At 38.2% G+C, this 24,215-nt stretch carries 19 protein-coding genes; 9 read left to right on the forward strand and 10 right to left on the reverse strand.

Annotated features, from left to right (window positions below; genetic code table 11):
- Window positions 1-24 precede the first annotated feature (24 nt).
- Window positions 25-1,137: a nucleic acid/nucleotide deaminase domain-containing protein gene (locus ACI7T6_RS05160; RefSeq protein WP_404665314.1), complete on the forward strand. Its 1,113-nt coding sequence runs from the start codon at window positions 25-27 to the stop codon at window positions 1,135-1,137.
- Window positions 1,138-1,391: 254 nt separating this feature from the next.
- On the opposite strand, the gene murJ is transcribed toward ACI7T6_RS05160, so the two are convergent.
- Window positions 1,392-3,074 (reverse strand): murein biosynthesis integral membrane protein MurJ, encoded by a 1,683-nt coding sequence (gene murJ, locus ACI7T6_RS05165; RefSeq protein WP_404665315.1) that lies wholly within the window; start codon window positions 3,072-3,074, stop codon window positions 1,392-1,394.
- Here murJ and ACI7T6_RS05170 point away from each other — a divergent pair.
- The 3 genes from ACI7T6_RS05170 to ACI7T6_RS05180 are packed head-to-tail and all read left to right on the forward strand — an operon-like array spanning window position 3,053 to window position 5,816.
- Window positions 3,053-3,916, forward strand: a complete 864-nt coding sequence (locus ACI7T6_RS05170) for a deoxyribonuclease IV (RefSeq protein ID WP_404665316.1) — start codon at window positions 3,053-3,055, stop codon at window positions 3,914-3,916. The genes murJ and ACI7T6_RS05170 overlap by 22 nt on opposite strands.
- Complete coding sequence (asnS, locus tag ACI7T6_RS05175) at window positions 3,913-5,301, forward strand: asparagine--tRNA ligase (RefSeq protein WP_404665317.1); 1,389 nt, start codon at window positions 3,913-3,915, stop codon at window positions 5,299-5,301. The genes ACI7T6_RS05170 and asnS overlap by 4 nt, the downstream gene beginning before the upstream one ends.
- Before the next feature lie 2 nt (window positions 5,302-5,303).
- Entirely contained in the window at window positions 5,304-5,816 is a 513-nt protein-coding gene (locus ACI7T6_RS05180) for a hypothetical protein (RefSeq protein WP_404665318.1), read from the forward strand.
- Window positions 5,817-5,907: 91 nt separating this feature from the next.
- Here ACI7T6_RS05180 and ACI7T6_RS05185 read toward each other — a convergent pair whose 3' ends face one another.
- Together ACI7T6_RS05185 and ACI7T6_RS05190 are read right to left on the reverse strand one after the other, a co-directional pair.
- Window positions 5,908-6,831 carry an RluA family pseudouridine synthase gene (locus ACI7T6_RS05185; protein ID WP_404665319.1) on the reverse strand — a complete coding sequence of 308 codons (924 nt, stop codon included), beginning with the start codon at window positions 6,829-6,831 and terminating at the stop codon, window positions 5,908-5,910.
- Window positions 6,828-7,103, reverse strand: a complete 276-nt coding sequence (locus ACI7T6_RS05190; RefSeq protein ID WP_404665320.1) for a hypothetical protein — start codon at window positions 7,101-7,103, stop codon at window positions 6,828-6,830. The genes ACI7T6_RS05185 and ACI7T6_RS05190 overlap by 4 nt, the downstream gene beginning before the upstream one ends.
- A gap of 42 nt (window positions 7,104-7,145) precedes the next feature.
- Between ACI7T6_RS05190 and ACI7T6_RS05195 the strand changes: the two genes are divergently transcribed.
- Window positions 7,146-7,541, forward strand: a complete 396-nt coding sequence (locus tag ACI7T6_RS05195; RefSeq protein WP_404665321.1) for a regulatory protein RecX — start codon at window positions 7,146-7,148, stop codon at window positions 7,539-7,541.
- A 62-nt stretch (window positions 7,542-7,603) separates the two neighbouring features.
- Entirely contained in the window at window positions 7,604-8,575 is a 972-nt protein-coding gene (locus ACI7T6_RS05200; protein ID WP_404665322.1) for a hypothetical protein, read from the forward strand.
- 111 nt (window positions 8,576-8,686) lie between these two features.
- Here the strand turns inward: ACI7T6_RS05200 and ACI7T6_RS05205 are convergent, their stop codons facing one another.
- The 5 genes from ACI7T6_RS05205 to ACI7T6_RS05225 form a co-directional block, all read right to left on the reverse strand.
- Window positions 8,687-12,049, reverse strand: coding sequence for a tetratricopeptide repeat protein (locus ACI7T6_RS05205; RefSeq protein WP_404665323.1), 3,363 nt, complete (start codon window positions 12,047-12,049; stop codon window positions 8,687-8,689).
- Between the two features lie 701 nt (window positions 12,050-12,750).
- Window positions 12,751-16,416 carry a tetratricopeptide repeat protein gene (locus ACI7T6_RS05210; protein ID WP_404665324.1) on the reverse strand — a complete coding sequence of 1,222 codons (3,666 nt, stop codon included), beginning with the start codon at window positions 16,414-16,416 and terminating at the stop codon, window positions 12,751-12,753.
- A 209-nt stretch (window positions 16,417-16,625) separates the two neighbouring features.
- Window positions 16,626-17,120, reverse strand: coding sequence for an NYN domain-containing protein (locus ACI7T6_RS05215; RefSeq protein WP_404665325.1), 495 nt, complete (start codon window positions 17,118-17,120; stop codon window positions 16,626-16,628).
- A complete protein-coding gene (rdgB, locus tag ACI7T6_RS05220) occupies window positions 17,104-17,721 on the reverse strand; it encodes an RdgB/HAM1 family non-canonical purine NTP pyrophosphatase (RefSeq protein WP_404665326.1) in 618 nt (205 codons plus the stop codon). Before rdgB ends, ACI7T6_RS05215 begins: the two co-directional genes overlap by 17 nt.
- A gap of 45 nt (window positions 17,722-17,766) precedes the next feature.
- Window positions 17,767-19,926 (reverse strand): GreA/GreB family elongation factor, encoded by a 2,160-nt coding sequence (locus ACI7T6_RS05225; protein WP_404665327.1) that lies wholly within the window; start codon window positions 19,924-19,926, stop codon window positions 17,767-17,769.
- A gap of 203 nt (window positions 19,927-20,129) precedes the next feature.
- Here ACI7T6_RS05225 and tsaB point away from each other — a divergent pair, with 203 nt between their 5' ends.
- The 3 genes from tsaB to dnaJ are packed head-to-tail and all read left to right on the forward strand — an operon-like array spanning window position 20,130 to window position 21,957.
- Window positions 20,130-20,516 (forward strand): tRNA (adenosine(37)-N6)-threonylcarbamoyltransferase complex dimerization subunit type 1 TsaB, encoded by a 387-nt coding sequence (gene tsaB, locus ACI7T6_RS05230; protein WP_404665328.1) that lies wholly within the window; start codon window positions 20,130-20,132, stop codon window positions 20,514-20,516.
- Window positions 20,517-20,559: 43 nt separating this feature from the next.
- Window positions 20,560-20,754, forward strand: a complete 195-nt coding sequence (rpsU, locus tag ACI7T6_RS05235) for a 30S ribosomal protein S21 (protein WP_404665329.1) — start codon at window positions 20,560-20,562, stop codon at window positions 20,752-20,754.
- 54 nt (window positions 20,755-20,808) lie between these two features.
- Window positions 20,809-21,957, forward strand: coding sequence for a molecular chaperone DnaJ (gene dnaJ / locus ACI7T6_RS05240; protein WP_404665330.1), 1,149 nt, complete (start codon window positions 20,809-20,811; stop codon window positions 21,955-21,957).
- Between the two features lie 73 nt (window positions 21,958-22,030).
- Here dnaJ and ACI7T6_RS05245 read toward each other — a convergent pair whose 3' ends face one another.
- Together ACI7T6_RS05245 and ACI7T6_RS05250 are read right to left on the reverse strand one after the other, a co-directional pair.
- Window positions 22,031-23,251: an exo-beta-N-acetylmuramidase NamZ domain-containing protein gene (locus tag ACI7T6_RS05245; protein WP_404665331.1), complete on the reverse strand. Its 1,221-nt coding sequence runs from the start codon at window positions 23,249-23,251 to the stop codon at window positions 22,031-22,033.
- The gene (locus ACI7T6_RS05250) at window positions 23,248-24,177 is read right to left on the reverse strand and encodes a dipeptidase (RefSeq protein ID WP_404665332.1); all 930 of its coding nucleotides are present in this window, start codon (window positions 24,175-24,177) and stop codon (window positions 23,248-23,250) included. Before ACI7T6_RS05250 ends, ACI7T6_RS05245 begins: the two co-directional genes overlap by 4 nt.
- Window positions 24,178-24,215: the final 38 nt, after the last annotated feature.

Raw genomic sequence — 24,215 nt, forward strand, 5'->3', positions numbered from 1 at the left:
AAACAATATTTTATTAAGGAAACTATGGCCTCACCAATAAATTCTTTTTTTCATTCATTTAAACAGCATATTGATGCAAATTTTAGCAGGCTTCCTAATGGACCTGAAAAAATTGCCGTTAAAAATGGACCAAAACGTATACGCCGATTAGATAGCCTAGCTAGATTACTGATCCATAAAGACCATACAACCAATTGTGTGGCTATCGGGCTCATTAATAATCAATGGTACTTTACTGCAAATGATAACATAGAAGAATTAAAAATTAATATTGATCACATCCTGATAGCGTTAAGCAAACTCAAAAAAAATGACGCAGGTAAAATCCTTGAAACATCTGAAGCTCGGGAGTACTTATTTGGTATTTATAAGGATATGCTCCAAAGGCATGCTACAAATAATCGACTATCTAGAACAGAAAAAGATATTCGCAAATTTTTAACTTCCCTGAAAAGTGATGATGTTTTTACCCCGGAAGAAATCACCAATTTATTAGCTCTACAAAAACAATTTATTGTAGTTTGTGAAAATAACGATGCAGTCCATGCAGAAATTGAACTCATTTCTTATATAAAAAATGAACTCTATTCTTACGATTTAACTTTAGGAATATCCAAACTGTGTTGTCAGCTATGCGCGGCTGCTATTCAAGCATTTCAACAAAAATTTATGCGCACCATTCATTTTCGTGGAGTGCATGGTAATTTTTATTACAAATGGAAACCTTCGGAATTTTTAATAACTGATTGCTTTGAGGAATTTGTTGGACCCAATGCTTATGATGAGTATAGAAAGGCCTCAAATAAAGAAGAAATTAAAGAGGTGTTAAAAAATTTACATTTCGATAGAGACAAGATCGATCATATTTTTCAAGCAAGTAGAGGAGCAGTTCAACTTCAATCAAATTCTGCTCCTGATGGAAGTACACAACAAGCTTTTGATGTTACAGAAAGATATGAAAATATCGAAATATGCGATCATGAAGATTACTTAGCAGGCGATAGCTCAGCTAATAAGCTCTATTCTCTACAAGCTAAGAGAGGACATTTTGATTTACCTCATGATGAGATAGAGATTCATTCATTCCATCTAGATGAAGTTGATGATTCCTCATCAGATACAGAAATGGAACAATAAAAAAATCCATCTGTTACTCCCCTGCGATGAAGAGATAAGTTTTTTACTCTTCATCGAGGCCATAAGAGGGCCGCTGTATGCGATCATACAGCAGGGATAGGGTAATGAACATGTTGTTTTCAAGTAAACTCTAAGGATTATTCAAGACGTTTTTATCCTGATCTAGAAAAGAATGACAACAGCTTTAAGATAAACCCTCTTCATCATCAATTGAGGCTACACATCTTAAAAAAATCCTATAAAAGATGGCATTTCTACTTTAACCCTATCATCTGAAAGATAGGCCTTACCTTCCCTACCCAGGCAAAACAAAGAAAACACATTACAAATAACACCCCTTGAAACCCTAAGTAAAAAAATTGAGAAGAAAAGTGTGTAAAAAACTGCGGTACTTCGTTAAATAGAGCAAAAAAAGATCCGGGATTCATGAAGATATCGATCACACCTACAATTAGCCCAGCTCCTAAAGTACAGAGTAAAGTCTTACCAACTACAGATACACTCTCTTCACTTAAAAACGCTCCCTCTTCCCTAAAGAGTTTGATCATCAAATAAGCTGCATTGAGAGTTCCAGCAATGGTTGTTGTAAAAGCCACACTTGCAGGCCCTGCTTGTAATCCATAAATGAGATAACAATTAAGGATAATATTGAAGGCAAAAGAGAGAAGTGATCCTTTTAAAGGGGTTAAAAAGTCTTTCTTAGCATAAAATGCGGGAGCTAAAATCAGCGCAAGCGTTGATGGAACAAGACCAATTCCATATCCCCAAAGACACCAAGTCGTGCTCACAACTGCTTCATGATTAAACGCTCCTCTTCCATACACAAAGTTCACAAGAGAGGGGCCGCTGATCAAAAAAAGAAGGGTGAGCGGAATCATCACAATCAGATTTTTCTGCACTGCAAATTGAAATAAATGTAAAAATTTTTCAGGATCGTTTTGACTCCTCGCTCTTGCAAGAGGAGGGGTTAATGCTGAAACAATGGCTAAGCTTACAAGCGCAATCGGTAAATGATAAAGTCTTGCTGCATAGTAAAGATAAGCTGGCCCTGAACTCTCAGAGACTCTAGCAAAGAGCGTATCAATAAAGCTATTGATTTGCACAGCCCCAGCTCCTACCATTGTCATCCCAATAGCTGATGCGGCTTTTCTAATATCTGGCGTCCACACACGCACCGTCCTCCAATTGACCTTTCTTAAAAAAGGGAGAGTAAAACAGGTGATAAAGAGAAACTGCACAAAAAAAGCAAAGGTGACTCCCCAAGAGAGCTTTTCTACCCCTAAGAGAGGCGGCTCATCTTTAATCTGAAACAAAACAGCAATGAAGGTGACATTAAATAAAAAGGGAGCAAGACCTGTGATGAAATACCGTTTTTGCGCTTGTAAAAGAGCTGAGAAAAGGGCGTAAAGACAGATAAAGATAGCCCCTGGAAGCATGATAGCTGTCAGATAAAGCGCTGCATAAAGATCAGGACTTTCTTTTACCTGAGATAGTAAGCAAAATAAACCGCCCTCTAGTATAACCGTAATCAAGATGATTAAAAGCGTAAGGCCTGCTAAAAGATCGCGGAAAAAATTCCTAGCTTTTTCCTCATCTTGCGCTCTTAGCGTTTCAAAATGCGGGGTAAAACTAGAAAGAAGGGCTGACTCTCCAAAAAATTTCCTTAGAAGATGCGAAAACCTATACGCGATAAAGAAATTTGCTAAGGTAGCAGTGGCCCCCATCCACGTGCCTAAAGCCACTTCTCTTAAAAACCCTGTGATACGGCTTAGCATGGTGCCTAAAAAAAAGTGCGTTATTGACCTTGAAAGTGTCCGGTGAGAATCTGGGTTTAACACGCTTTGTGGCATTTTTGCACTCCATGATTGAGAAGATCTTGCATATGCTTTAAAATGGTATTTTTTTAAAGGATTTTGTGGAACAACAATTACCCTCACAGCTCCTGATTGGAGCCCATACATCTGCCCAAGGCGGTGTTCATAACGCTTTAATTGAAGGCCACTCTATTGGGGCGACAACCATTCAGCTCTTCACAGCGAATCAAAAAACATGGAAAACAAAAGTGTTTACTTCAAGTGAGATTGCTCTTTGGGAAAAAGCGTTAGAAGAGACAGGGATGCGCCAGGTGATGAGTCACGACAGCTATCTCATTAATTTAGGGTCTCCTCGTCTTGAAGTTCTTGAAAAGAGTAAAATCTCCTTCCGTGCAGAAATTGAAAGGTGCCACGCTCTTCAGATCGCTTTTCTTAACTTTCATCCAGGAGCTGCCCTCACATCTCCTGTAGAAGAGTGTTTAGAGACGATTGTAGAGAGCCTTTTAGAATTTGCCCCTCTTGTCAATGACGGGCCAACAAGACTTCTCATTGAATGTACTGCGGGTCAAGGATCAACCGTTGGCTACTCTCTTGAGCAACTAGGATTTTTAATTAGCCGTTTACATCAAAAACTTAAAATCGGGATTTGTGTTGACACCTGCCATATTTTTGCGGCAGGATACGATATTTCAACAGAAGAAGGGTGGAACAAAGTTTTGAAAGAGTTTGATGCAAAAGTAGGTCTAGAGCATCTCTATGCCCTTCATGTGAATGACTCTTTAAAGCCGCTTGGATCAAGGGTTGATAGACACGCCTGTTTAGGAGAAGGGTTTATTGGCATAGAGTGCTTTAAAGCGATGATGAAACACCCTTCTTTAGTGCATATTCCTAAATACCTTGAAACTCCTGAAGGGCCGCCCATGTGGGAAAAAGAAATTCAACTCTTACGAGATTTTGCGAAATGAAAAGAACAAAAATTTATCAAATTACCCCCCGTGATTTAGGAACTCCTATCACTGTGTGCGGCTGGGTTAAAGCGGCAAGAGATCAAAAGCTTCACGCCTTTATCGACTTAAACGATGGATCCACACTTTCAGGACTTCAAGTAGTATTAAGCGCTACCCTCCCTCAGTATGAAGAAATCATTCCAAAGCTCACAACTGGCACCTCAATCTGTGTGAAAGGTGTCCTTGTTGAGAGCCCTAAAGGAAAGCAAAAGTGGGAACTTTTGGCTTCTAGCCTGGAAATTTTAGGCACCTGCCCAGCTGAAAACTACCCTCTACAAAAAAAACACCACTCGTTTGAATTTTTACGCACGATTGCCCATTTAAGAGCTAGAACCAATACTCAAGGAGCAGTTCAACGGGTCAGAAGCTCTCTTGCCTTTGCTACGCACTCCTTTTTCCAAGAAAAGGGCTTTCTGTATGTGCAAACTCCCATTATTACCGCCTCAGATTGTGAAGGGGGCGGCTCTCAATTTACGGTCTCTTCTCTTCCGTTTGAAAAATTTAAGCAAATTCCTCAAGGGGGTATGGATTTTTCCAAAGACTTCTTTGGACAAAGAACGTATCTTACCGTCTCTGGGCAGTTAGAGGGAGAGGCTCTTGCCTCAGCTCTTTCTGATATCTACACCTTTGGCCCCACCTTCCGGGCAGAAAATTCCAACACCTCTAGGCACCTAGCAGAGTTTTGGATGATCGAGCCTGAAATGGCGTTTGCGGATCTTCAAGACAATATGGAAATTGCAGAAGAGTATTTAAAGTTCATCATTGAATGGGTCTTAAAAAAAGTGCCTAAAGATCTAGAGTTCTTTGATGCCTTCATTGAAAAGGGGCTCCTCACAAGACTAGAATCAATTTTAAGTGCCCCTTTTGCAAGGCTCTCTTATACAGAGGCAGTCCACATTCTACAAGCTTCTAAAGAGTCTTTTGTTTTCCCTGTCACCTGGGGATGTGATCTTCAGTCAGAGCATGAGAGATATCTTGCAGAGGTGCATTGTAAACGGCCTGTCATTCTTACCGACTATCCAGCAGAAATTAAATCGTTTTATATGAAGCTTAATGCCGATGAAAAAACCGTTGCCGCTATGGATATCGTTGTTCCTAAAATTGGAGAGCTTATTGGAGGAAGCCAAAGAGAAGATGATTGGGGTAAGCTAAAAAATAAAATACTTCAAAGCGGCCTTAATGTTCATGACTATGAGTGGTATTTACAGCTAAGAGAATTTGGCTCTGTGCCTCATGCAGGTTTTGGAGCTGGCTTTGAAAGAGTTGTGCAATTCATCACCGGGATGGAAAATATCCGGGATGTGATCCCATTCCCTCGCTATCCAGGACATGCAGAGTTTTAATGATGCAAAGAGGTGTAGTATCTTCTTTTTCTTATGGATGTAGGGCTTGTGATAAGCCCTTCACTCTTCCTGAAGAACTAAAAACTCAGTTTCTAGTCACTAGCTGCTGCTATAAGATTTTTCATAAAGAGTGTTTTACAGATTGGTTTAAGAAAGAGAAATCTTGCTCTTACTGTAGAGCAGTGATTGACCCTCAAAAAGCTGGAAAGCCCCTCACAGGAATTTGGAAGATTTTCCTCCTGGCTCTTCAACATAAATACGGTCTCATCGCTCCCCTCTTTCGAAAAAGCTCTTCTCATGTAGAGGCTCTAACCCATCACTTTTCTCAAGATACCGAGTGCCCCATCTGTTTAACCGACTATCCCCAGATTTCAATTTGTTATGATGAAAAAGAAGATGGCTTTAAACATCAAGCGTGTCTTCATCAAGAAGAAACCATTCAGCTAACACACCTTGTGCAGGTGACAAAAACCCTTGTCACCCTAGATCCAACCCTTGCAGCGCACTTTCAATAAAAATATGAATACTATCTCTTGAAGTCAAGGGATTCTCTCATGAAAACATCGGATTTTTAGATTAGAGTTCCCCTCTATTCTTCTTCCTATTTTATATTAACTCTTTAGGAGGATCAAATTGCTGCATATCAGAGGGAAGAGGCGCCCTAATGTGAAGCTTTTCCCCTGTGATGGGGTGACTGAGAAACACCTCATAAGCATGAAGCAGTTGTCTTTTGACTTTATACTTTTCATTCACCTGTAAATGACCATAGACAGCATCCCCTAAAACAGGTGTTTTAATATGTTTGAGGTGAACTCTAATTTGATGCGTTCTTCCTGTAATGAGAGTCACAAAGGTCCAGGTTAAATCATCTCTTACTTCTAATGGCTTAAAAAGAGAAATCGCTGGTCTTCCAGAAGGATCAACACACATCTGTTGCCGTTTGAAGGTATTGCGTTTAATCGGCTCTCTTACAGTTGTGACACCAGGATTGCCATGACATAGAGTGATGTAGTTTTTTGTGATCTGACGAAGGGCAAACGCTTCAACAAGCTTGATGTGGGCCTCTCTTGTTTTTGCAGCCAAAAGCACACCGGATGTATCTTTATCTAAACGGTGCACAATACCTGGTCTTAAATTGCCTGTATCTGGAAGAGATTGGCAGTGGTAGAGAAGGGCGTTGACAAACGTTTGAGAGGGGTGCCCCGGCGCTGGATGAATCACCATACCAGCTGGCTTATTCACCGCAATCATGTGGGCATCTTCATAGAGGATATCAAGAGGTATATTTTCTTTTTCTAAAGAAAGCTCAGGTTTTAGCTCAAAGCACACTTCCACTTCATCATCAAGAGAGAGTTTTTCTCTTTTCTTGATGATCTCTCCATTCACTAATACAAGCCCTTTTTCAATGAGATATTGAAAATAAGTTCTTGAATGGTGAGGATACGTTTGTACAAGAAGCTTATCGAGCCTAATATCTTGCATTGCCTCTAAGATAACAAAAGATTCATTCACAAAAGAATTCATGCTCATGAGCTTAAATTTTCTTTAAGCTGACGCGCTGTTTCTCTTGATTGCTGAAGACTTCTTTGAATTTGCGCGTTAACCATCGCAAGGCAGTTATCTTGAAATTGCTTAGCATACCCTTGTAAAACATCTAAGGGAACCTCAGGAAATAGCTGAGAGAGCGATTTAACCCAAGGGCTATTTGCAGGAAATAAAATAGGTGATGGAGCCATGATACTCTCTTGTCCCCCATTCATCATGGATATTCTCTCTGTTACAGAATGCACTGGATTTGTCATACTACACCTCTTATGTTCATTATATAAGATCAGAGAGCGCAAATGATAGAAAAAACTGCACTACGACTTCTGGGGATTAAAAACAGGAGTCAAGAAGAGCTTCGGCAAAAGCTTTTAGCTAAAGGATTTCCCTTAAGTGAAATTAATGGGATCATTCAAAAGCTTGTGGATTTGGGGTATATTCAAGATGAAAATACAACAAAAACCCGGTTTCAAATGTATCTTAATAGAGGATATGGCCCTCGCTATATTAAGATTAAACTGAAACAACAAGGACTTTTGATGCCCCCCTACTCTTTAGAACTCCAGAAAAAAGTAGCTACTAAGCTATTAGAGAATCCCTCTTTACAAAAGAAAGATCAAAAGCAAAAGGCTGCTCTTTTAAGTAGAAGAGGATTTGATCTTGATCTCATCTACGCCCTTGTCATGGAAGATTAAAAAAACGCTCCCTTTGCAGAAATTCTTGGGTCCTATATAAACAAAAAAATATTAGGATCTTCATGCAAATAGGTGTTATTGGACTCAATTTTGAGTCAGCGTCTTTAGAATCTAGAGAGCTTTTTCTCAAAGCACTTAAGACTCTTTCCCTAGATCAAAGCCATGTCCTCTTATCGACATGTAACCGCGTTGAGCTTTATCTCAGTCATGTCAATATTGAAGAGCTGGAGAATGCTGTTGTATCTCACATTAAAAACTTCATGCAAAGTGAGTGCGTCCCTATTTACTCTCTTTCAGAAGAGGAGTGCTTTTTACATTTGGTTAGTGTCACAGCCGGGATGAAAAGCTCTCTTTTAGGAGAGCACTCTATTCAAAGACAAGTCAAAATGGCGTATGAAACAGCTAGATGTGAAAGAAAGCTCTCCTCTTCTTTACACTACCTCTTTCAAAAATCTTTAAAGATCGCTAAAACTCTTCGGTCCTTAGCGCCCCCTATTCACCCTTTAGTGACTCTAGAGAGCACTATTTTTCAGCTTGTAGAAGAGTTAAGCTCCTCTTCTCTTTCCCTTCTTTTACTTGGCTATTCTGAAACCAATCGAAAAATCATCCACTATTTTTCTAGAAGGTGTCAGCATAAAATGACACTTTTATCTCATAGAAAAGAATTACCCTCTTCTCTTGCTTTAAACACCTTTCTTAAATCTTATAATGAGCTGCAAAATGCTCATCACTACGATGTGATCATCTCAGCGACCACAGCATCTAGGTATCTTCTCTCCTCTTTAAATGCGCCCTGCTCTACTCAGCTCATCATCGATCTTTGTATGCCGCGAACTATTCATCCTCAGATTAAAAGTGATTTAGGGATTTCTCTTTTAACCATGGATCACTTAAGCAAACTGTTAGAAGATCGCCACCATCTTCAACTCGCTGATCTAGAAGAAATTAATAGCTTAATGAAAAAGATGACAGATCTTTATGTTCAAAAATTAGAGGAGAGGCGATTAAAAAACGCCTCTTTTATCCTTAATTAAAAAAATATTTTTATTTAATAAAATGGGTTTTCATCTTTTGAGTGAGGAGTATCATCAAATGGAGGCATCCACTCATAATAACATCTCTACCCCTCCCTCTTCATTCCACGCTTAAGTGAGAGCTTTTTGCCTTCTTTTGATATAAGAGATAAAATTTTTTAAATCAATAACCCGTGTGAAATCAAGTTCAAACGCCCGGATGAAGAGATCGCCTCTTGAAAGAATCGTCTTCTCATCAAAAAGAAGAATGCCTTCTTTATCATCCATCATAAGAGCTGCTAAGTGATACGCTCCTCCCTCATACGTCCCTAACTGTATGGCTCTCATGAAAAGCTGTTTACAAGATAAAGTGATTCCATTTAAAAGCAAAATAGTTTCTATCTTCTGATTAAAGAGCTCTTTTCCTAAAAGGAAGTAAGGCAAGCTATACTCAGGATTAATATCGATAGCTTTGAGATAAAGAGCTTCTTTTGAGGCATAACTCTTTTCATGAATGATCAAGGCGTCTTGAAAACTGGTTGCAAGAGCCACATAAGCCTCTTCGCAAGAAGGACTATATTTAAGTAATGTAAGTAAAAATTCCTGTTTTTTTGAAAAATAAAGCGTATCACTGGCAGTAAGATCATCTAAATTTTCATAATAGCTCTCTGTAGACCAACTAAAATTGTGTTCTTGATTGTGATGATGCTCTTTAAGGTCCTTTCCAAACATATAGAGATATTTAGATGCTACGCCTATGAGTTCATACTGAGAAAGAATCCTAGCTAGTATTGTGTAAGCTTCTAATCGGTTTTTGGAGCATTGATGAGCTTGATTTAAGGCTTGATAAAATAGATCTTGCTTTCTTAAATATTCATGAGGATAAAGAGATTCTGCTTGCCTTACGAGGCTTATAGCGATGCTCTCATGTGAGCTAGCCTCCTCATAACAAGCTCTTTTGTCATACAGATTTCCATTTAATAGAATGCGCTGTTCAGGATGAAGAGCATCACCTATTTTTATTAAAATATGCTTAGCTGGATCGTTTTGATAAGCATATGTGTAAGCCATCAATTGTGTGAACTTTATCCCATCTTTTAATACGGTATGCTTTCTCAAAGAGAGATAGTCTCCAACCCCTTTATCTCCATTACATTTTAAATATGCCGACGAAAGAAAAGGAAGTGCGTATTGATAGAGTGCCTTTGCAGAAGCTACCTCCCCATTTTTTAATGTTAAAGAAGCTCCTTCCTTGAGAAGCTGTGCTCTTGATAGCCCATCTTTGATTGTAAATGTGTAGCTAAATTCTGGAAGAAGAAACTCTGTTTCATTAAATAGATGAGAAGCTACAGAGAAAAAACTAGGAGCAAATCGTGAGCTAACTTCAGAGAGAGGAGCTAAATTAAGGGCCTCTTTAAAACAAAATTTAATATCTACTTCTATCCCATTTTTTAGGAGAATAGTGTCATCTTGAATGACCAAAATTAAACCAAAATACCCTTCTATATTGTTTGGATTTCTTTCAATTTCTTGAATATAGAGATCTTTTAAATATTGTCTAGCTTGGTCACTTATGCTGTTACCCGGCTCTAAATTTAGAGTCTTAAGATAAAGATCTTTTTTTGTATAAATTTCCCCGCTTAAAAGCTCTACCGTTTCATCTTCTTCTAAAAGAGTAGCAAGATCACTATAAACGCTGACCTTTTTAGGATTTAACTGGGCCACCTTAAGATAAAGATCTTTTTTTGTATAGATTTCCCCGCTTAAAAGCTCTACTGTTTCATTTTTTTCTAGAACAATAGCAAGATTACTGTAAGCATTTTCCTCTTTAGGATTTAGCTGGATGACCTTACAATAAAGTTTCTTCTTTGTATAGATCTCTCCACTTAAAAGCTCTATTCTTTCACTACTTGCTAGGCAAACCGCAAGACAAAAGTAAGCACTTGTATATTGGGGATTTAACTCAATGGCCTTAATACAAAGTTCTTTTTTTGTATAGACCTCCTCATTTAAAAACGTTACCGTTTCATTACCTTCTAATATTAGGCAACACGCAAGACTCGTATAAGCCTCTGCATATTTAGGAGGTAAATAAGCTTCAGAATTTAACTCAATGGCTTTAAGATACAGCTCTTTTTTTGTATAGATCTCTCCACTTAAAAGCTTTACTTTTTCATCGATTTGTAGCAAAGTCGCAAGATTATAATAAGCATTTTCGTTCTTAGGATTTAACTGAGCGGCCTTAATATAAAGCGTTTTTTTTGTATAGATCTCTCCACTTAAAAGTTCTGCCGTTTCATCTTGTTCTAAGCAATTTGCAAGCTCATTGTAAGCATGTGCAATATGAGGATTTAGCTCAATAGCCTCAAGATAAAGTTTTTTCCGTGTATAGCTCTCCCCACTTAAAAGCTCTACTATCTCATCATTTTCTAGAATATCTGCAAGATGATTATAAAAATCTTCATCTTTAGGATTTAATTCAATGGCCTTAACATAAAGCTCTTTCCGTGTATAGCTCTCCCCACTTAAAAGCTCTACTGTCTCATCATTTTCTAGAATACCCGCAAGATTATAGTAAGAATTCTCATACTGAGGATTTAGATCAATGGCCTTAAGATAAAGCTCTTTCTGTGTATAGATCTCCCCACTTAAAAGCTCTACTGTCTCCTCATTTTCTAGAATACCTGCAAGATTATAGTAAGAATTCTCATACTGAGGATTTAGATCAATAGCCTTAAGATAAAGCTCTTTCTGTGTATAGATCTCCCCATTTAAAAGCTCTACTGTCTCATCATTTTCTAGAATACCCGCAAGATGATCATAAAAATCTTCATCGTTAGGGTTTAACTGGATAGCTTTAAGATAAAGCTCTTTCTGTGTATAGATCTCCCCATTTAAAAGCTCTACTGTCTCATCATTTTCTAGAATACCCGCAAGATGATCATAAAAATCTTCATCGTTAGGGTTTAACTGGATAGCTTTAAGATAAAGCTCTTTCTGTGTATAGATCTCCCCATTTAAAAGCTCTACTGTCTCATCATTTTCTAGAAGATTTGCAAGATTGTTATAAGAATTCTCATCCTGAGGATTTAGCTGGATAGCTTTAAGATAAAGATCTTTATTTGTATAGGTCTCTCCATTTAAAAGTTCTACCTTTTCATTATCTTCTAGAAGATTTGCAAGCTTATAGCAAGCATTTGCATCTTCAGCGTTACAACTCATTGCCTGAATAAAAAATTCTTTTTCTGTATCAGATTTATCATTTAAGGACTCTATGATCGGATGGATAGTTAAGAACTTTAATTCTTTATTAATATTTTTATTCTGATTTATTTCTAAAATATTATGAGCTATCTGCTCTACTTTTGAAGCTTCATATGAACTTTTTTGAGAGGAATTTTCCTCATCATTTTTTGCTAAAGCAGATAATGCATTTTCTGTGTCATGAAATAATGCTGATTGATTTGTCGTTAACGCATAAGGTCTAATTGTCATGATGTAACTCTTCTATTTACGTTCGCTTGTCGTTAAAGGATACCGATCTATCACTTTATACCCTAGCGTGCCTATTTGTAAAATTTGACATATTAGCAATATTTTTAATTAAAGTAAAACATTCATTAAATGACTTGAAGTTGATTTTTTAAAGAAGTGGGTTCCTTGCCAGTTGAAGGAACTAAATCTTCATTAAAATATTAGAAATCTATCTCTTTTTTTAGATGAGCTGCAAAGATTTTCAAGAATCGATGCATTTCTGAAGGAGGAGAGGGGGCACTTTTTTCTCTTGGGTAAGGGGGTATTTTTCCCCTGCTTACACAAAATCATTTGAATAAACGCCTCAATCCACTCAGCTCATCATCGATCTTTGTATGCCGCGAACTATTCATCCTCAGATTAAAAGTGATGCCAATATTTCTCTTTTAATCATGGATCACTTAAGCAAACTGTTAGAATATCGCCACATTTTCAATTGAGAGGGCTAGAAGGAATCAAGAACTTGATGAAAAAGATAACAGATTTTTATGTTCAAAAATTAGAGGCGGGGCTATTAAAAATGCTTCTTTTATTCTCAATTAAAATATTAAAAAAATATTTTTATTTAATAAAACTGGTTTCCATCTTTTGAGTGAGGGGCATCATCAAATGGAGACATCAACTCATAATAACATCTCTACCCCTCCCTCTTCATTCCACGCTTAAGTGAGAGCTTTTTGCCTTCTTTTGATATAAGAGATAAAATTTTTTAAATCAATAACCCGTGTGAAATCAAGTTCAAAGGCCCGGATGAAGAGATCACCTCTTGAAAGAATCGTTTTCTCATCAAAAAGAAGGATACCTTCTCTATCATCCATCATAAGGGCGGCTAAATGATACGCTCTTGCTTCATACGTCCCTAACTGGATGGCTCTCATGAGAAGCTGTTTACAAGATAAAGTGACTCCATTTAAAAGCACAATATTCTCGATTTTCTGATTAAAGAGCTCTTGTCCTAAAAGGAAGTGAGGCAAGCTATATTCAGGGTTAATATCGATAGCTTTGAGATAAAGAGCCTCTTTGGATGCGTAACTCTTTTTATGAATGATCAAGGCGTCTTGAAAACTTGTTGCAAGAGCCACGTAAGCCTCTTCGCAAGAAGGGCTATATTTAAGTAATTCAATGAGGAATTCCTGTTTTTTTGTAAAATAAAGCTCATTAAGATCATCTGAACTTTCATCAAGGCTTTCTATAGATAAATCCCAATTTCGATCTCGAATGTGATGGTGCTTTTTAAGATCTTCTTCAAAAACAAAGAGATATTTAGATCCTATACCTGTAAGTTCATGCTGAGAAAGAATCCTAGCTAGTATTGTGTAAGCTTCTAATCGGTATTTGGGAAATTGATAAGCGTATGTTGTGTAAGCTTCTAATCGGTATTTGGGAAATTCATAAGCGTATGTTGTGTAAGCTTCTAATCGGTCTTCGGGAAATTCATAAGCGTGCTTTAAAGCCTGATGAAATAGATCTTGCTTTCTTAAATGTTCATGAGAGGAAAGGGATTCTGCTTGCCTTAAGAGAGTCCTAGCACTCCTCTTATTTGAGAGAGCCTCTTCGTAGCAGATTCTTTTATCATAAAACTTTCCATCCAACAAAATGCGCTCTTGAGGATGAAGTGCATCGCCTATTTTCATTAAAATAGGCCTAGATAAATGCTTTTGATAGGCATACGTATAAGCCATCAATTTTGTGAACTTTATCCCATCTTGTAATACGGTGTGCCCTCTCAAAGAGAGATAGTCTCCAACTCCTTTATCTCCTATAAGTTTTAAATATCCTGGTGTCAGAAAAGGAAGGGCTTGTTGATAGAGTGCTTTTGCAGAAACCTCTTCCCCATTTTTTAATGTTAAAGAAGCTCCCTCTTTGAGAAGCCGTGCTCTAGAGAGCCCATCTTCACCGGTAAATTGATCATTAAATTTTCTAAGAAGATGTTGCGTTTTATCAAATAAACTAGAAGCTACAGCGAAAAAATGCGGAGCAAACTGTGAGCTAAACATAGAGATAGGAACTAAATTAAGAACCTTTTTAAAACAAAATTCACTATCTATTTCTCTGCCATTCTTTAAGATTATCGTGTCAGCTTTAAGGACCAAGATTAAGTCCCAATAACTTTCTATACTGATTTGATTTCTTTCAATTTCTTTAGCATAGAAATTTTTTAAATGCCGTCTAGCTTCGAAGTTTCCTTTTCCAACTGGGTCTAATTTAATAACCTTAAGATAAAGCCCTTTTTTTGTATAAATTTCCCCGTTTAAAAGCTCTACTGTTTCATCTTTGCCTAAAAGAGCGGCAAGATTATTATAAGTAATTTTATCTTTAGGGTTTAACTGAATAACCTTAAGATAAAGCTCTTTTTTTGTATAAATTTCCCCGTTTAAAAGCTCTACCGTTTCATCTTTTTCTAGAAGATAGGCAAGATTATTGTAAGCATCTGCAAATTGAGAATCTAAGTCGATAACCTTAAGACAAAGCTCTTTTTGTGTATAAATTTCCCTGTTTAAAAGCTCTACCGTTTCATCTTTTTCTAAGCAAGTTACAAGATTATTGTAACTAATTTTATCTTTAGGGTTTAACTGAATAGCCTTAAGATAAAGCCCTTTTTTTGTATAAATTTCCCCGTTTAAAAGCTCTACCGTTTCATCTTTTTCTAGAAGATAGGCAAGATTATTGTAAGTAATTTCATCTTTAGGGTTTAACTGAATAACCTTAAGATAAAGCTCTTTTTTTGTATAAATTTCCCCGTTTAAAAGCTCTACCGTTTCATCTTTTTCTAAGCCAGTTGCAAGATTATTGTAAGCATTTGCAAATTGAGAATCTAAGTCGATAGCCTTAAGATAAAGCCCTTTTTGTGTATAAATTTCCCCGTTTAAAAGCTCTATTGTTTCATCTTTTTCTAAGCAAGTTCCAAGATTATAGTGAGCATTTGCATATTGAGAATCTAAGTCAATAGCCTTAAGATAAAGCTCTTTTTGTGTATAAATCTCCCCATTTAAAAGTTCTATCTTTTCATCATCTTCTAGAAGATTGGCAAGATGATCATAAAACTCTTCATCTTTAGGATTTAGCTGGATGGCTTTAAGATAAAGCTCTCGGGTTGTATAAATCTCCCCATTTAAAAGCTTTACCGTTTCATCTTTTTCTAGAATATTGGCAAGATGATCATAAAACTCTTCATCTTTAGGATTTAGCTGGATGGCTTTAAGATAAAGCTCTCGGGTTGTATAAATCTCCCCATTTAAAAGCTTTACCGTTTCATCTTTTTCTAGAATATTGGCAAGATGATCATAAAACTCTTCATCTTTAGGATTTAGCTGGATGGCTTTAAGATAAAGCTCTTTTTGTGTACAGATTTCACCACTTAAAAGCTCTACCTTTTCATCATTTTCTAGAATATTGGCAAGATTATAGTGAGCATTTGCATATTGAGAATCTAAGTCAATAGCCTTAAGATAAAGCTCTTTTTGTGTATAAATCTCCCCATTTAAAAGTTCTATCTTTTCATCATCTTCTAAAAGATTGGCAAGATTGTTATAAAACCCTTCATCTTTAGGATTTAGCTGGATGGCTTTAAGATAAAGCTCTTTTTGTGTACAGATTTCACCACTTAAAAGCTCTACCGTTTCATCTTTTTCTAAGCAAGTTGCAAGATTATGGTGAGCATTTGCATATTGAGAATCTAAGTCAATAGCCTTAAGATAAAGCTCTTTTTGTGTATAAATCTCCCCATTTAAAAGTTCTATCTTTTCATCATCTTCTAGAAGATTGGCAAGATTGTTATAAGACTCTTCATCTTTAGAATTTAGCTGGATGACTTTAAGATAAAGCTCTTTTTGTGTATAAATCTCCCCATTTAAAAGTTCTATCTTTTCATCATCTTCTAGAAGATTGGCAAGATTGTTATAAAACTCTTCATCTTTAGGATTTAGCTGGATGGCTTTAAGATAAAGCTCTTTTTGTGTATAGATCTCTCCATTTAAAAATTCTACCTTTTCATCACTCTTTAGAAGCTTTGCAAGATTGTAGTAATCATTTGCATCTTGAGAATTACCCTCAATTGCCTGAATAAAATATTCTTTTTCTTTATTAGATTTATCACTTATGGGCTCTATGACCAGATGGGTGGCTAAGAAATGGGATTCTTTATCAATATCTTTATCTTGATTTACTTCTAAAATACCCTGTGCTATCTGCGCTGTTTTTGAAGTTTCTAGTAAATTTTTTTGAGGGAATTTTTCATTATCATTTGTTGCTAAAGCAGATAATAGATTTTTTTTATCATCAAGCAATTCTGATGGATTTGTTGTTAAAGCATAAGGTCTAATTGTCATGATGTAAAAATCCCTATTTATGTTGTTATCTTAGCTTGTCATCAAAGAATATGAACTGATTAATTGATACGGTAACACGCCTATTGATAAGAAGCGGCATTCTAGCAATATTTTTAATTAAAGTGAAATATCCATTAAATGACAGGAAGTTGATTTTTTAAAGAAGTGAAATCCTGATAAGCTCAAGAAATCAAATCTTCATTAAAAGATTAGATATCTATCTCTTTTTTTAAACGAGCTTCAAAGATTTTCAAGAATCGATTGATTTCAGAGGGAGGAGAGGAGGGCGCTTTTTTCTCTTGGGCAAGGCGGTGTTTTTTTCCCTGTTTACGCAAAATCATTTGAATAAACGCCTCAATGGTTTGCACTCTTGCCCCGTTTTCACTAGCTAATTTTAGGAGTGCTTTATCTGAGGAGACAACTGTGGTTTGAACCCGTTTGATACGGCATTCTAACATATCAATGATGTAGCGATCAGCTGTTTGATGAAAGGGGGTATAGACGATACGAAGAGAGGCCACATTACGGAGTAGGGGCTCAGCCGGGTTTCTTTCTTTTCCATCCAAAACAACAGTCATCTCCATCCCGAGTACAAGCTGCGCCTCATGAAGAGTCTCAATGAGCATCTCTTCTTGTCCCTTCACCTTACCTTCTCCTTGATTCACCCGGAAGAAGAAATTATATCCATCAATCCAATAGTGCATGAGGAGGAGGTGTCATGAGCTCAAGAGTCAAATGGAGCTTATCTAAAGCTTTACGTCTATGAGAAATGCGGTTTTTAATATCTTCTTCAAGCTCAGCAAAGGTTTTTCCGTATTCGTGTTTGATAAAAAGACTATCATACCCAAACCCTTTGCCTCCTTTTCCAGAAGGTAAAATAAGACCCTCACACACTCCCTTCACGCATTTTTGCAATCCTTCAGGAGATGCGATCGCAAGCCAGCACTCAAAATACGCTTGTCTATCATCCTCTGTTAGATGCTGCATCTCTTGAAGAAGCTTTTTTCGGTTGTCACTATCACTACTTCCCTCTCCTGCATAGCGAGAAGAAAGAACACCAGGGGCTCCGTTAAGACCTGGAACCACAAGTCCTGTATCATCAGCGAGCACCCACTTTCCTAAAGTTTTAGCAGCATGAATAGCTTTTTGAATCACGTTTTCTTCAAAAGATAAGGAACCCTCTTCTGGAGGTGTGTAGCTGGGGAAATCGATGAGAGAAAGAATATCCAGCTCTGGATAAATCTTTAACATGGATCTTAGTTCCCGGATTTTATGCACATTTTGGCTAGCGATAATCAGTTGCACAGCAAGTCCTTATACAATCATTTAGAAACATATTCTGGTATAGTGTCATTTTTGAAGATAGCTTTCAATCTTTGTAATTTTAAACTCTTCCCCTTGAAATTGAAACTGATCTCCAACAGATAGCCCTTTCATGGTTTGAGCAAGCTTCGAGTGAAGAGCTAAAATATTAAGCCCCGCATCAGCATCCCAAGGCCCTAAAATGGTGTAGTGAAGGGTTTTTCCGCTACTATTTTGACAGTGTACAACTGCACCGATGCCCACTTTATCACTTAAGATGTCAGATTCTGTGAGGATTCTTGCTTGACCAACCTGCTGAGAGAGTGTTTTAAGTTCTGTTTGAAGCCGATCTCTTTTTTCTAACGCCGCTTTAAATTCCGCATTTTCTCTTAAATCGCCGTGAGATCTTGCGACTTCAATTTCTCTTGCGTTTTCTACCGTTTCATGAGTTGCAATTTCTTGAAGCCGTGTCTGAATTTTTCTCATCCCAGACTCTGTTGTCCAAATGATCATCTGCTCTTCTTCACCCTCTTCATCCTTACGGAATTTAGAAAGGGTAGGGTGAACAACTTCTGCAAGCGAGTGTAAAATTTTCAAATCGTGATCCGATAACGAGTGGCACTTACTTGCTAGAAGTAAAAACTCTTTAGCGTTTTCTAAAGACGACCCTTTCATGATGTCTCTTACAGCTGCATATCTATTTGAAGAGAGAATTAAGTGCATTTTTTTGATTAAATCTTTCTCATGAGAGAGCGATTCTACGCGGTGAAGAACACAGAAAAACGCTTCAAAAAAGAGGTTTTTTCCCTCGGTTGTTGCAAAAGGAACCTCTTCATCTGAAATCACCTTTTGGAAATACCACACAAACACATCAGGATAACGGACAGCATGTTTGAGAAGCTCTTCTAGCTTTTCAATCAGCTGATGTTTTGTTTGAGGGTTCATGAGCTCAGCAAAAATGTAGTCTCTTAAAGAGTTTTGCCCTACTGTTAAGATGAGATTTAAGAATATCTCTTTCCAATCACTTCTCTCTTGCTTGACAGCCATAAGCGCTCGTTTTTTAAACGCTAAAATAGAGATGGATTGAAGAAGCGCTTCAATGGATAAAGATTTCTGAATAAGTGTTGAAGCTTCTTCACTTCCTTCTTTGGCAAGAAGATCTTCTAAAAGAAACTGAAGCTGAAGCGCTTCTCCCTCTCTTAAAGAGTCAATACTAGCCTCCTCATTCACTTTGGAAATGAGAAACGCTTTTAGATCGGGATTTTTCAAAATTTCTGGATAGTCTCTTAAGAAAGAATAGATCAGCTGAATGAGAGAGGGAGTATCTGTTTTTGCCTCAAGAAGTTTTCGGAAACGGTCTTCATGAGAGAGCTCACTTGATCTAATCATAAAAGGGCTCTTTAAGTCCTCTGGTGCTTCTACCATCGTATCACGGCGTAACTTAGTCCGGGTATTTTGCCACCACTTGCTCCAATCTTTTTCTGGAATGACAAGGTCACACAGCTCATCTTTAATTTCCGCAGCTGTTTTAGGCCCGAGATCTTTAAGAAGCATTCTCACCACTTCTACCGGATGATTTCTTGCCTGCGCCTCTAGCTTATCTGCATTTCCAAATCTTAACGCAAGAAAATGGTGATCAGGTAGCGGGGTTAACACTTGGAAACAGTTGATAAAGGAGAGATCTTTTTTCTCGATGACATTTTCAAATTCAATTGAAAGCTGCGCTCTTAACGCAGAAACATCCATGATTTCTCCAACGCCCCATCCCCCTTTATGAAAAACAAATTTCCCTTTTCTCATATGGTTTAAGAGCTCAAAACTTGCAACAGCACCTTGAAACTTATCTTGACCCCGGAGTCCTACAATGCGCATTTTATCGACAAAGTTTTGCGCGTCAGGAAACTGATTTTGAAGATACAGAATCACACGCTCTCTTAGCTGTTCACTGTTATCAACTTGTAAATCGATGATGAGTTTAAAATTTTCGTGCTTTCCGTAAGATTCTGGAAGGAGGTCCCAAAGAGGTAAAATTGCCTCAACATGTTTACCAAAAGCGTCTGCAAAGGCGCTATTTTTAAGATGCGTCAAAATAGCTTTAAGCTCTTCAGGATCAACCTCATCGCTCATGCAGTACTCCTCCCATAGTCTTAGCAGTGCTGGGTAGTTGTGTAAAGCGATTAAGTTCAGGAAATCCTTAAGATAACTCATTAGTAAGCCTTCCTTTGAAGATAAATATATATTGAATTTGAATCAGTATACCTGAGGTTGAGGATTCCATTCAATACGAAGCGGCATTTTTGTCCATTTCGTAAAAGATATCTCTGATTTCACGTTTCCTCTCATGCAATTTTATCCCCTCTTTTGCTACACTTCATGGATATTTTAAATCCCTTTAACAACCCCATGTAAATATGTCCTCACTCATTATCGACACTTCAGGAGAAAACGGGATTTTGGCTCTTGCGCAAAACGGCCTCATCACGCAGCAATTTCACCTCCCTCAAGGAAGAGAGCTCTCTTCTCATCTCTTTTTAAAGCTAGAAGAACTTATGAAATCCTCTGCAGAAGCGCCTTGGGATTTTATTGCCATAGGAGTGGGACCTGGAACGTTTACGGGAACACGCGTTGGCGCTATGGCAGCCAAGTCTCTTGCGTACGGTTTATCGATTCCCCTCATTCCTTTTTCCTCATCTCTTCTTCCACATCTTGAAGAAATCGCTCAGTCCACCTATCAAATCTTTCTCACAAATCCCTCTTCTCAACAGATTGAACTTGTCTATATTTCCAGAACAACTTAAGATATTTTAAGTTTCTCAAACTCAGAAGGAGTGTTATTTTCTCATGACTAGTGTAAAAGTACGTATTGGTGAGCCCATCGATAAAGCGCTTAGAGCTTTAAAGAAGAAGGTCGACAAAGAAGGTATTTTAAAAGCAGCGAAAGCTCACCGATTTTATGATAAGCCTTCTGTTAGATACAGAGCGAAAGCCAAAGCTGCTCTTAAATACAAAAAAGTGAAGCCTTCTGCTAAATATTAGCAGTAAAGCTCTTTAATTGCTAAAAAAGCCGTTTTCGCTTACAATCAAATCCTTATGACTGATTATTACGCCACCCTTGGTATTTCTAAAACAGCTACGGCTGACGAAATCAAAAAAGCTTATCGCAAAAATGCTCTGAAGTATCACCCTGACAAAAATCAAGGTGATCCTTCTGCTGAAAAGCAATTTAAACAAATTTCAGAAGCGTATGAAGTTTTAAGCGACCCTCAAAAAAAACAAATTTACGACCAATACGGCGCAGAAGCCCTTCAAGGGAACATGGGCGGCGGTGGCTACTCCTCTGGCGGATTCTCCTCCATGGAAGAGGCGCTTCGCACCTTCATGGGAGCCTTTGGTGGCGGCGGCGGGGGCGGCGGATTTGAGTCCATTTTTGGATTTGAATCCAGTGAAAGCTCTTCAGCGCAGCAAGGTTCAAGTAAAAAAATGAACCTGAATATCTCTTTTGAAGAGTCGATTAAAGGCGTTGAAAAAGAAGCGTCCATTACCAACTATCAAACATGTGATTCTTGCCATGGATCAGGCGCTGCCTCATCTTCTGCGATCAAAAAATGTACGCAGTGTAAAGGATCAGGAACCGTTCATCAAAGCCGCGGCTTTTTCAGTATGTCCTCGCCTTGCCCTTCTTGCCAAGGAAGAGGAAAAACCATTACTGATAGATGTAAAGGGTGCCTTGGACAAGGACGTGTTAAAAAGAAGCAAACCATCTCCATTAAAGTGCCAGCTGGCATTGATAACGGGATGCGGATGCGCATGGGCGGATACGGAGATGCAGGGATTGACGGAGGACCAGCTGGCGACTTATACATTTATGTCAACGTTGAGCCGCACCCTGTCTTTAAAAGAGATGGCGATAATGTGATCATCGAGCTTCCCATTTCGTTTACGGAAGCGGCTCTTGGAACCAAGAAAGAGATCCCTTCTCCTCACGGAAAATCGATGAAAATTGAGATCCCTGAAGGAACTCAGCCAGGCCATACGCTCCGTATCAGAGGAAAAGGAGCTCCAAATGTTCATGCACAAGGCATTGGAGATCTCCTCGTTCATATTTCTGTCGAAACCCCGATTCGCCTTTCCGAAAAGCAAAAAGAGCTTCTCGAAAAATTTTCTCGCCTGGAAGTAGAAGATAACTCTCCAAGGAAAAAAGGGTTTTTCGATAAAGTTAAAGCGTTTTTCCACGCTTAAACTCTATATCAGGGAGATGAATAGTGTTTCATCTCCCTTATCTATTTTCTCCCCTATTTCACTTTCACATGTTTTAATAGAGAAGATACTTTTCCCTTTTCTGCATAAACGCTTTTCTCTCTGCAGCATCAATAGCTACCATTTTCCATCCTGGATACGGCTCTTTGATTAAAATATCCCATATCTTTGGCGTTCCGTTAATGAGGTGAAACATCGCCTTTTTAGCCTCAGGAAGCTTCTGAAGACGCATATTCACCTCTTGAGGGTATAAAGACTTCAGCAGGCCTAAAATGAGATACCCTGTCGTAATAGGCCTATATCTTGTCGGATCTGTAATCACAATACGGATCCCTTGACACTCTTCATTCCGGTACCTTCCAAAAAAAGGCTTAAAATGAAACGGGGCAAATTTCACTCCAGGAAGATGCTGCGCGTTGAGCGCTTCTGAGAACTTATCCCCGTCGATCCAAGGGGCACCAACCAGTTTAAAAGGGAGCGTATAGCCAACTCCAATATTAACAAGCTCTAAATCACCTAAAATACCCGTTGTTGCGTAATAGAAGGGAGTGTCTTTTTCAGGAATTTGCGGGCTAGTTGGCGTCCAAATGAGCCCTGTCTCTTGAAAGCTCATCTCTCTTTTCCACCCTTTCATGGGTATCACTTTTAACGCGCACCCAATACGGTATTCCCCATTAAAAAATAATCCTAACTCTCCCACTGTCATACCGTGGCAATACGGTGTGTTAATGTATCCCACAAAAGATCGTTGTTTCTGTTCTAAAAGAGGACCGTCCACAACGCCTCCTCCCATGGGATTGGGACGATCTAAGATGATCACTTCGATCCCTCTTTTTGCCGACTCTTCCATGACATAGTAAAGTGTTGTCGTATAGGTATAAGATCTTGATCCAATATCTTGAATATCATAGATGATGGTATCGATGGATTTAAGCATCTCTTCTGAGGGTCTTCTAAATTTCCCATGTAAACTGTAACACGGTATTTTTTTGAGCTTCCCATGCATCACAAGCTCTCCTGCCCGGCTAGTGCCTGTGAGTCCATGCTCTGGGCTAAAAATCGCTGTAATGGTGTAATTTCCTTCATGACTCATTAAATGATTAATCGTTGGCTCTAACGTGTGATCAAGCCCTGTATGGTTGGTAATGAGCGCAATTTTTTTCCCTTTGATCTGTTTTAAAAGATCGGGATTAAAAAATTGATCCGATCCAAGCTTCACTGGGGCACCGCTCAAAAACGAGGTCAATAACATCAAAGTCAAGAAAATTTTTTTCATGGATTCCTTAAGAAATGCGTAAGCGTCATATAAAGCATTTGATCAATAAAGGGGGCATTAAAATAACTCTCTAAAAGCTCTCTTAGCTTAGGGTAGCAAGCAGCTGTTTGAAACCCTTCAAAAAAGAACGGCTTTAAGTGCTCTCTTGTTTTTGCAACATCGATTTCTGCAAAAAAATCTGCCCCTAAACATAGGGCCCTGTCAACGCCTAGCTTTTTGGCATGGTGAATATGATCGATGAAAGTAAAAAGTGAGTGAGGGTTTACAAAATGCGTAATGAGGTTAAGTCCAATGATCCCTTGTTGATCCATAATTCCCTCTGCAATCTGATCAGAAATATTTCTCACATGAGGATGCACTTCTCTAAAATTACTGTGACTTGCAATAACGCGGTAGGGATAACCCCTCACTTCTCTTAAAATATCCATAGCTAGCTGATCTGAGGCGTGGCTTAAATCAATAGGAATATTTTGCTCACACATCCACTCAAGAAGCTTTAGGCCGTCCGGTTTTAGGCCAGAGTCTGTATACACTCCCCCTCCAAACCTGTTTTCCTCGTTCCATGTGAAGCTGATATACGCTAAGGGGTGCTTTTGATGCCAAGCGCTTAAGCGTTTAAGAGCAAACTCTAAAGGCTCTTTTTCATCACAAAAAGAAGAGGCATTTTCTATCCCTAAGTAAGGGGTTAAGGGGCCAGCAATCCCTGTTTCAATGTGAGCATACAGTTTAGAGTAGAGACTAAATTGCAGAGCTCCCTCTTTAAGAGATTCAGGCCCTGTTGCGGTATAAATGGGAAATACTTGGGTGTGAACGCCTCCATCTTTGAGCTGCATCAAAGAGCTCTTCGATTCTGGATCATTCACATCTCTTGTTAAATCCCCTGCTAAATAAGAAAGTAAATCACAGTGGCAGTCAGCAACTTTCATACTAGCGTAGTATGAAAGCTTTGGGAATAAAATCAAAG

It is taken from the genome of Rhabdochlamydiaceae symbiont of Dictyostelium giganteum, assembly GCF_964291045.1.
GTDB lineage: Bacteria > Chlamydiota > Chlamydiia > Chlamydiales > Rhabdochlamydiaceae > PALSA-1444.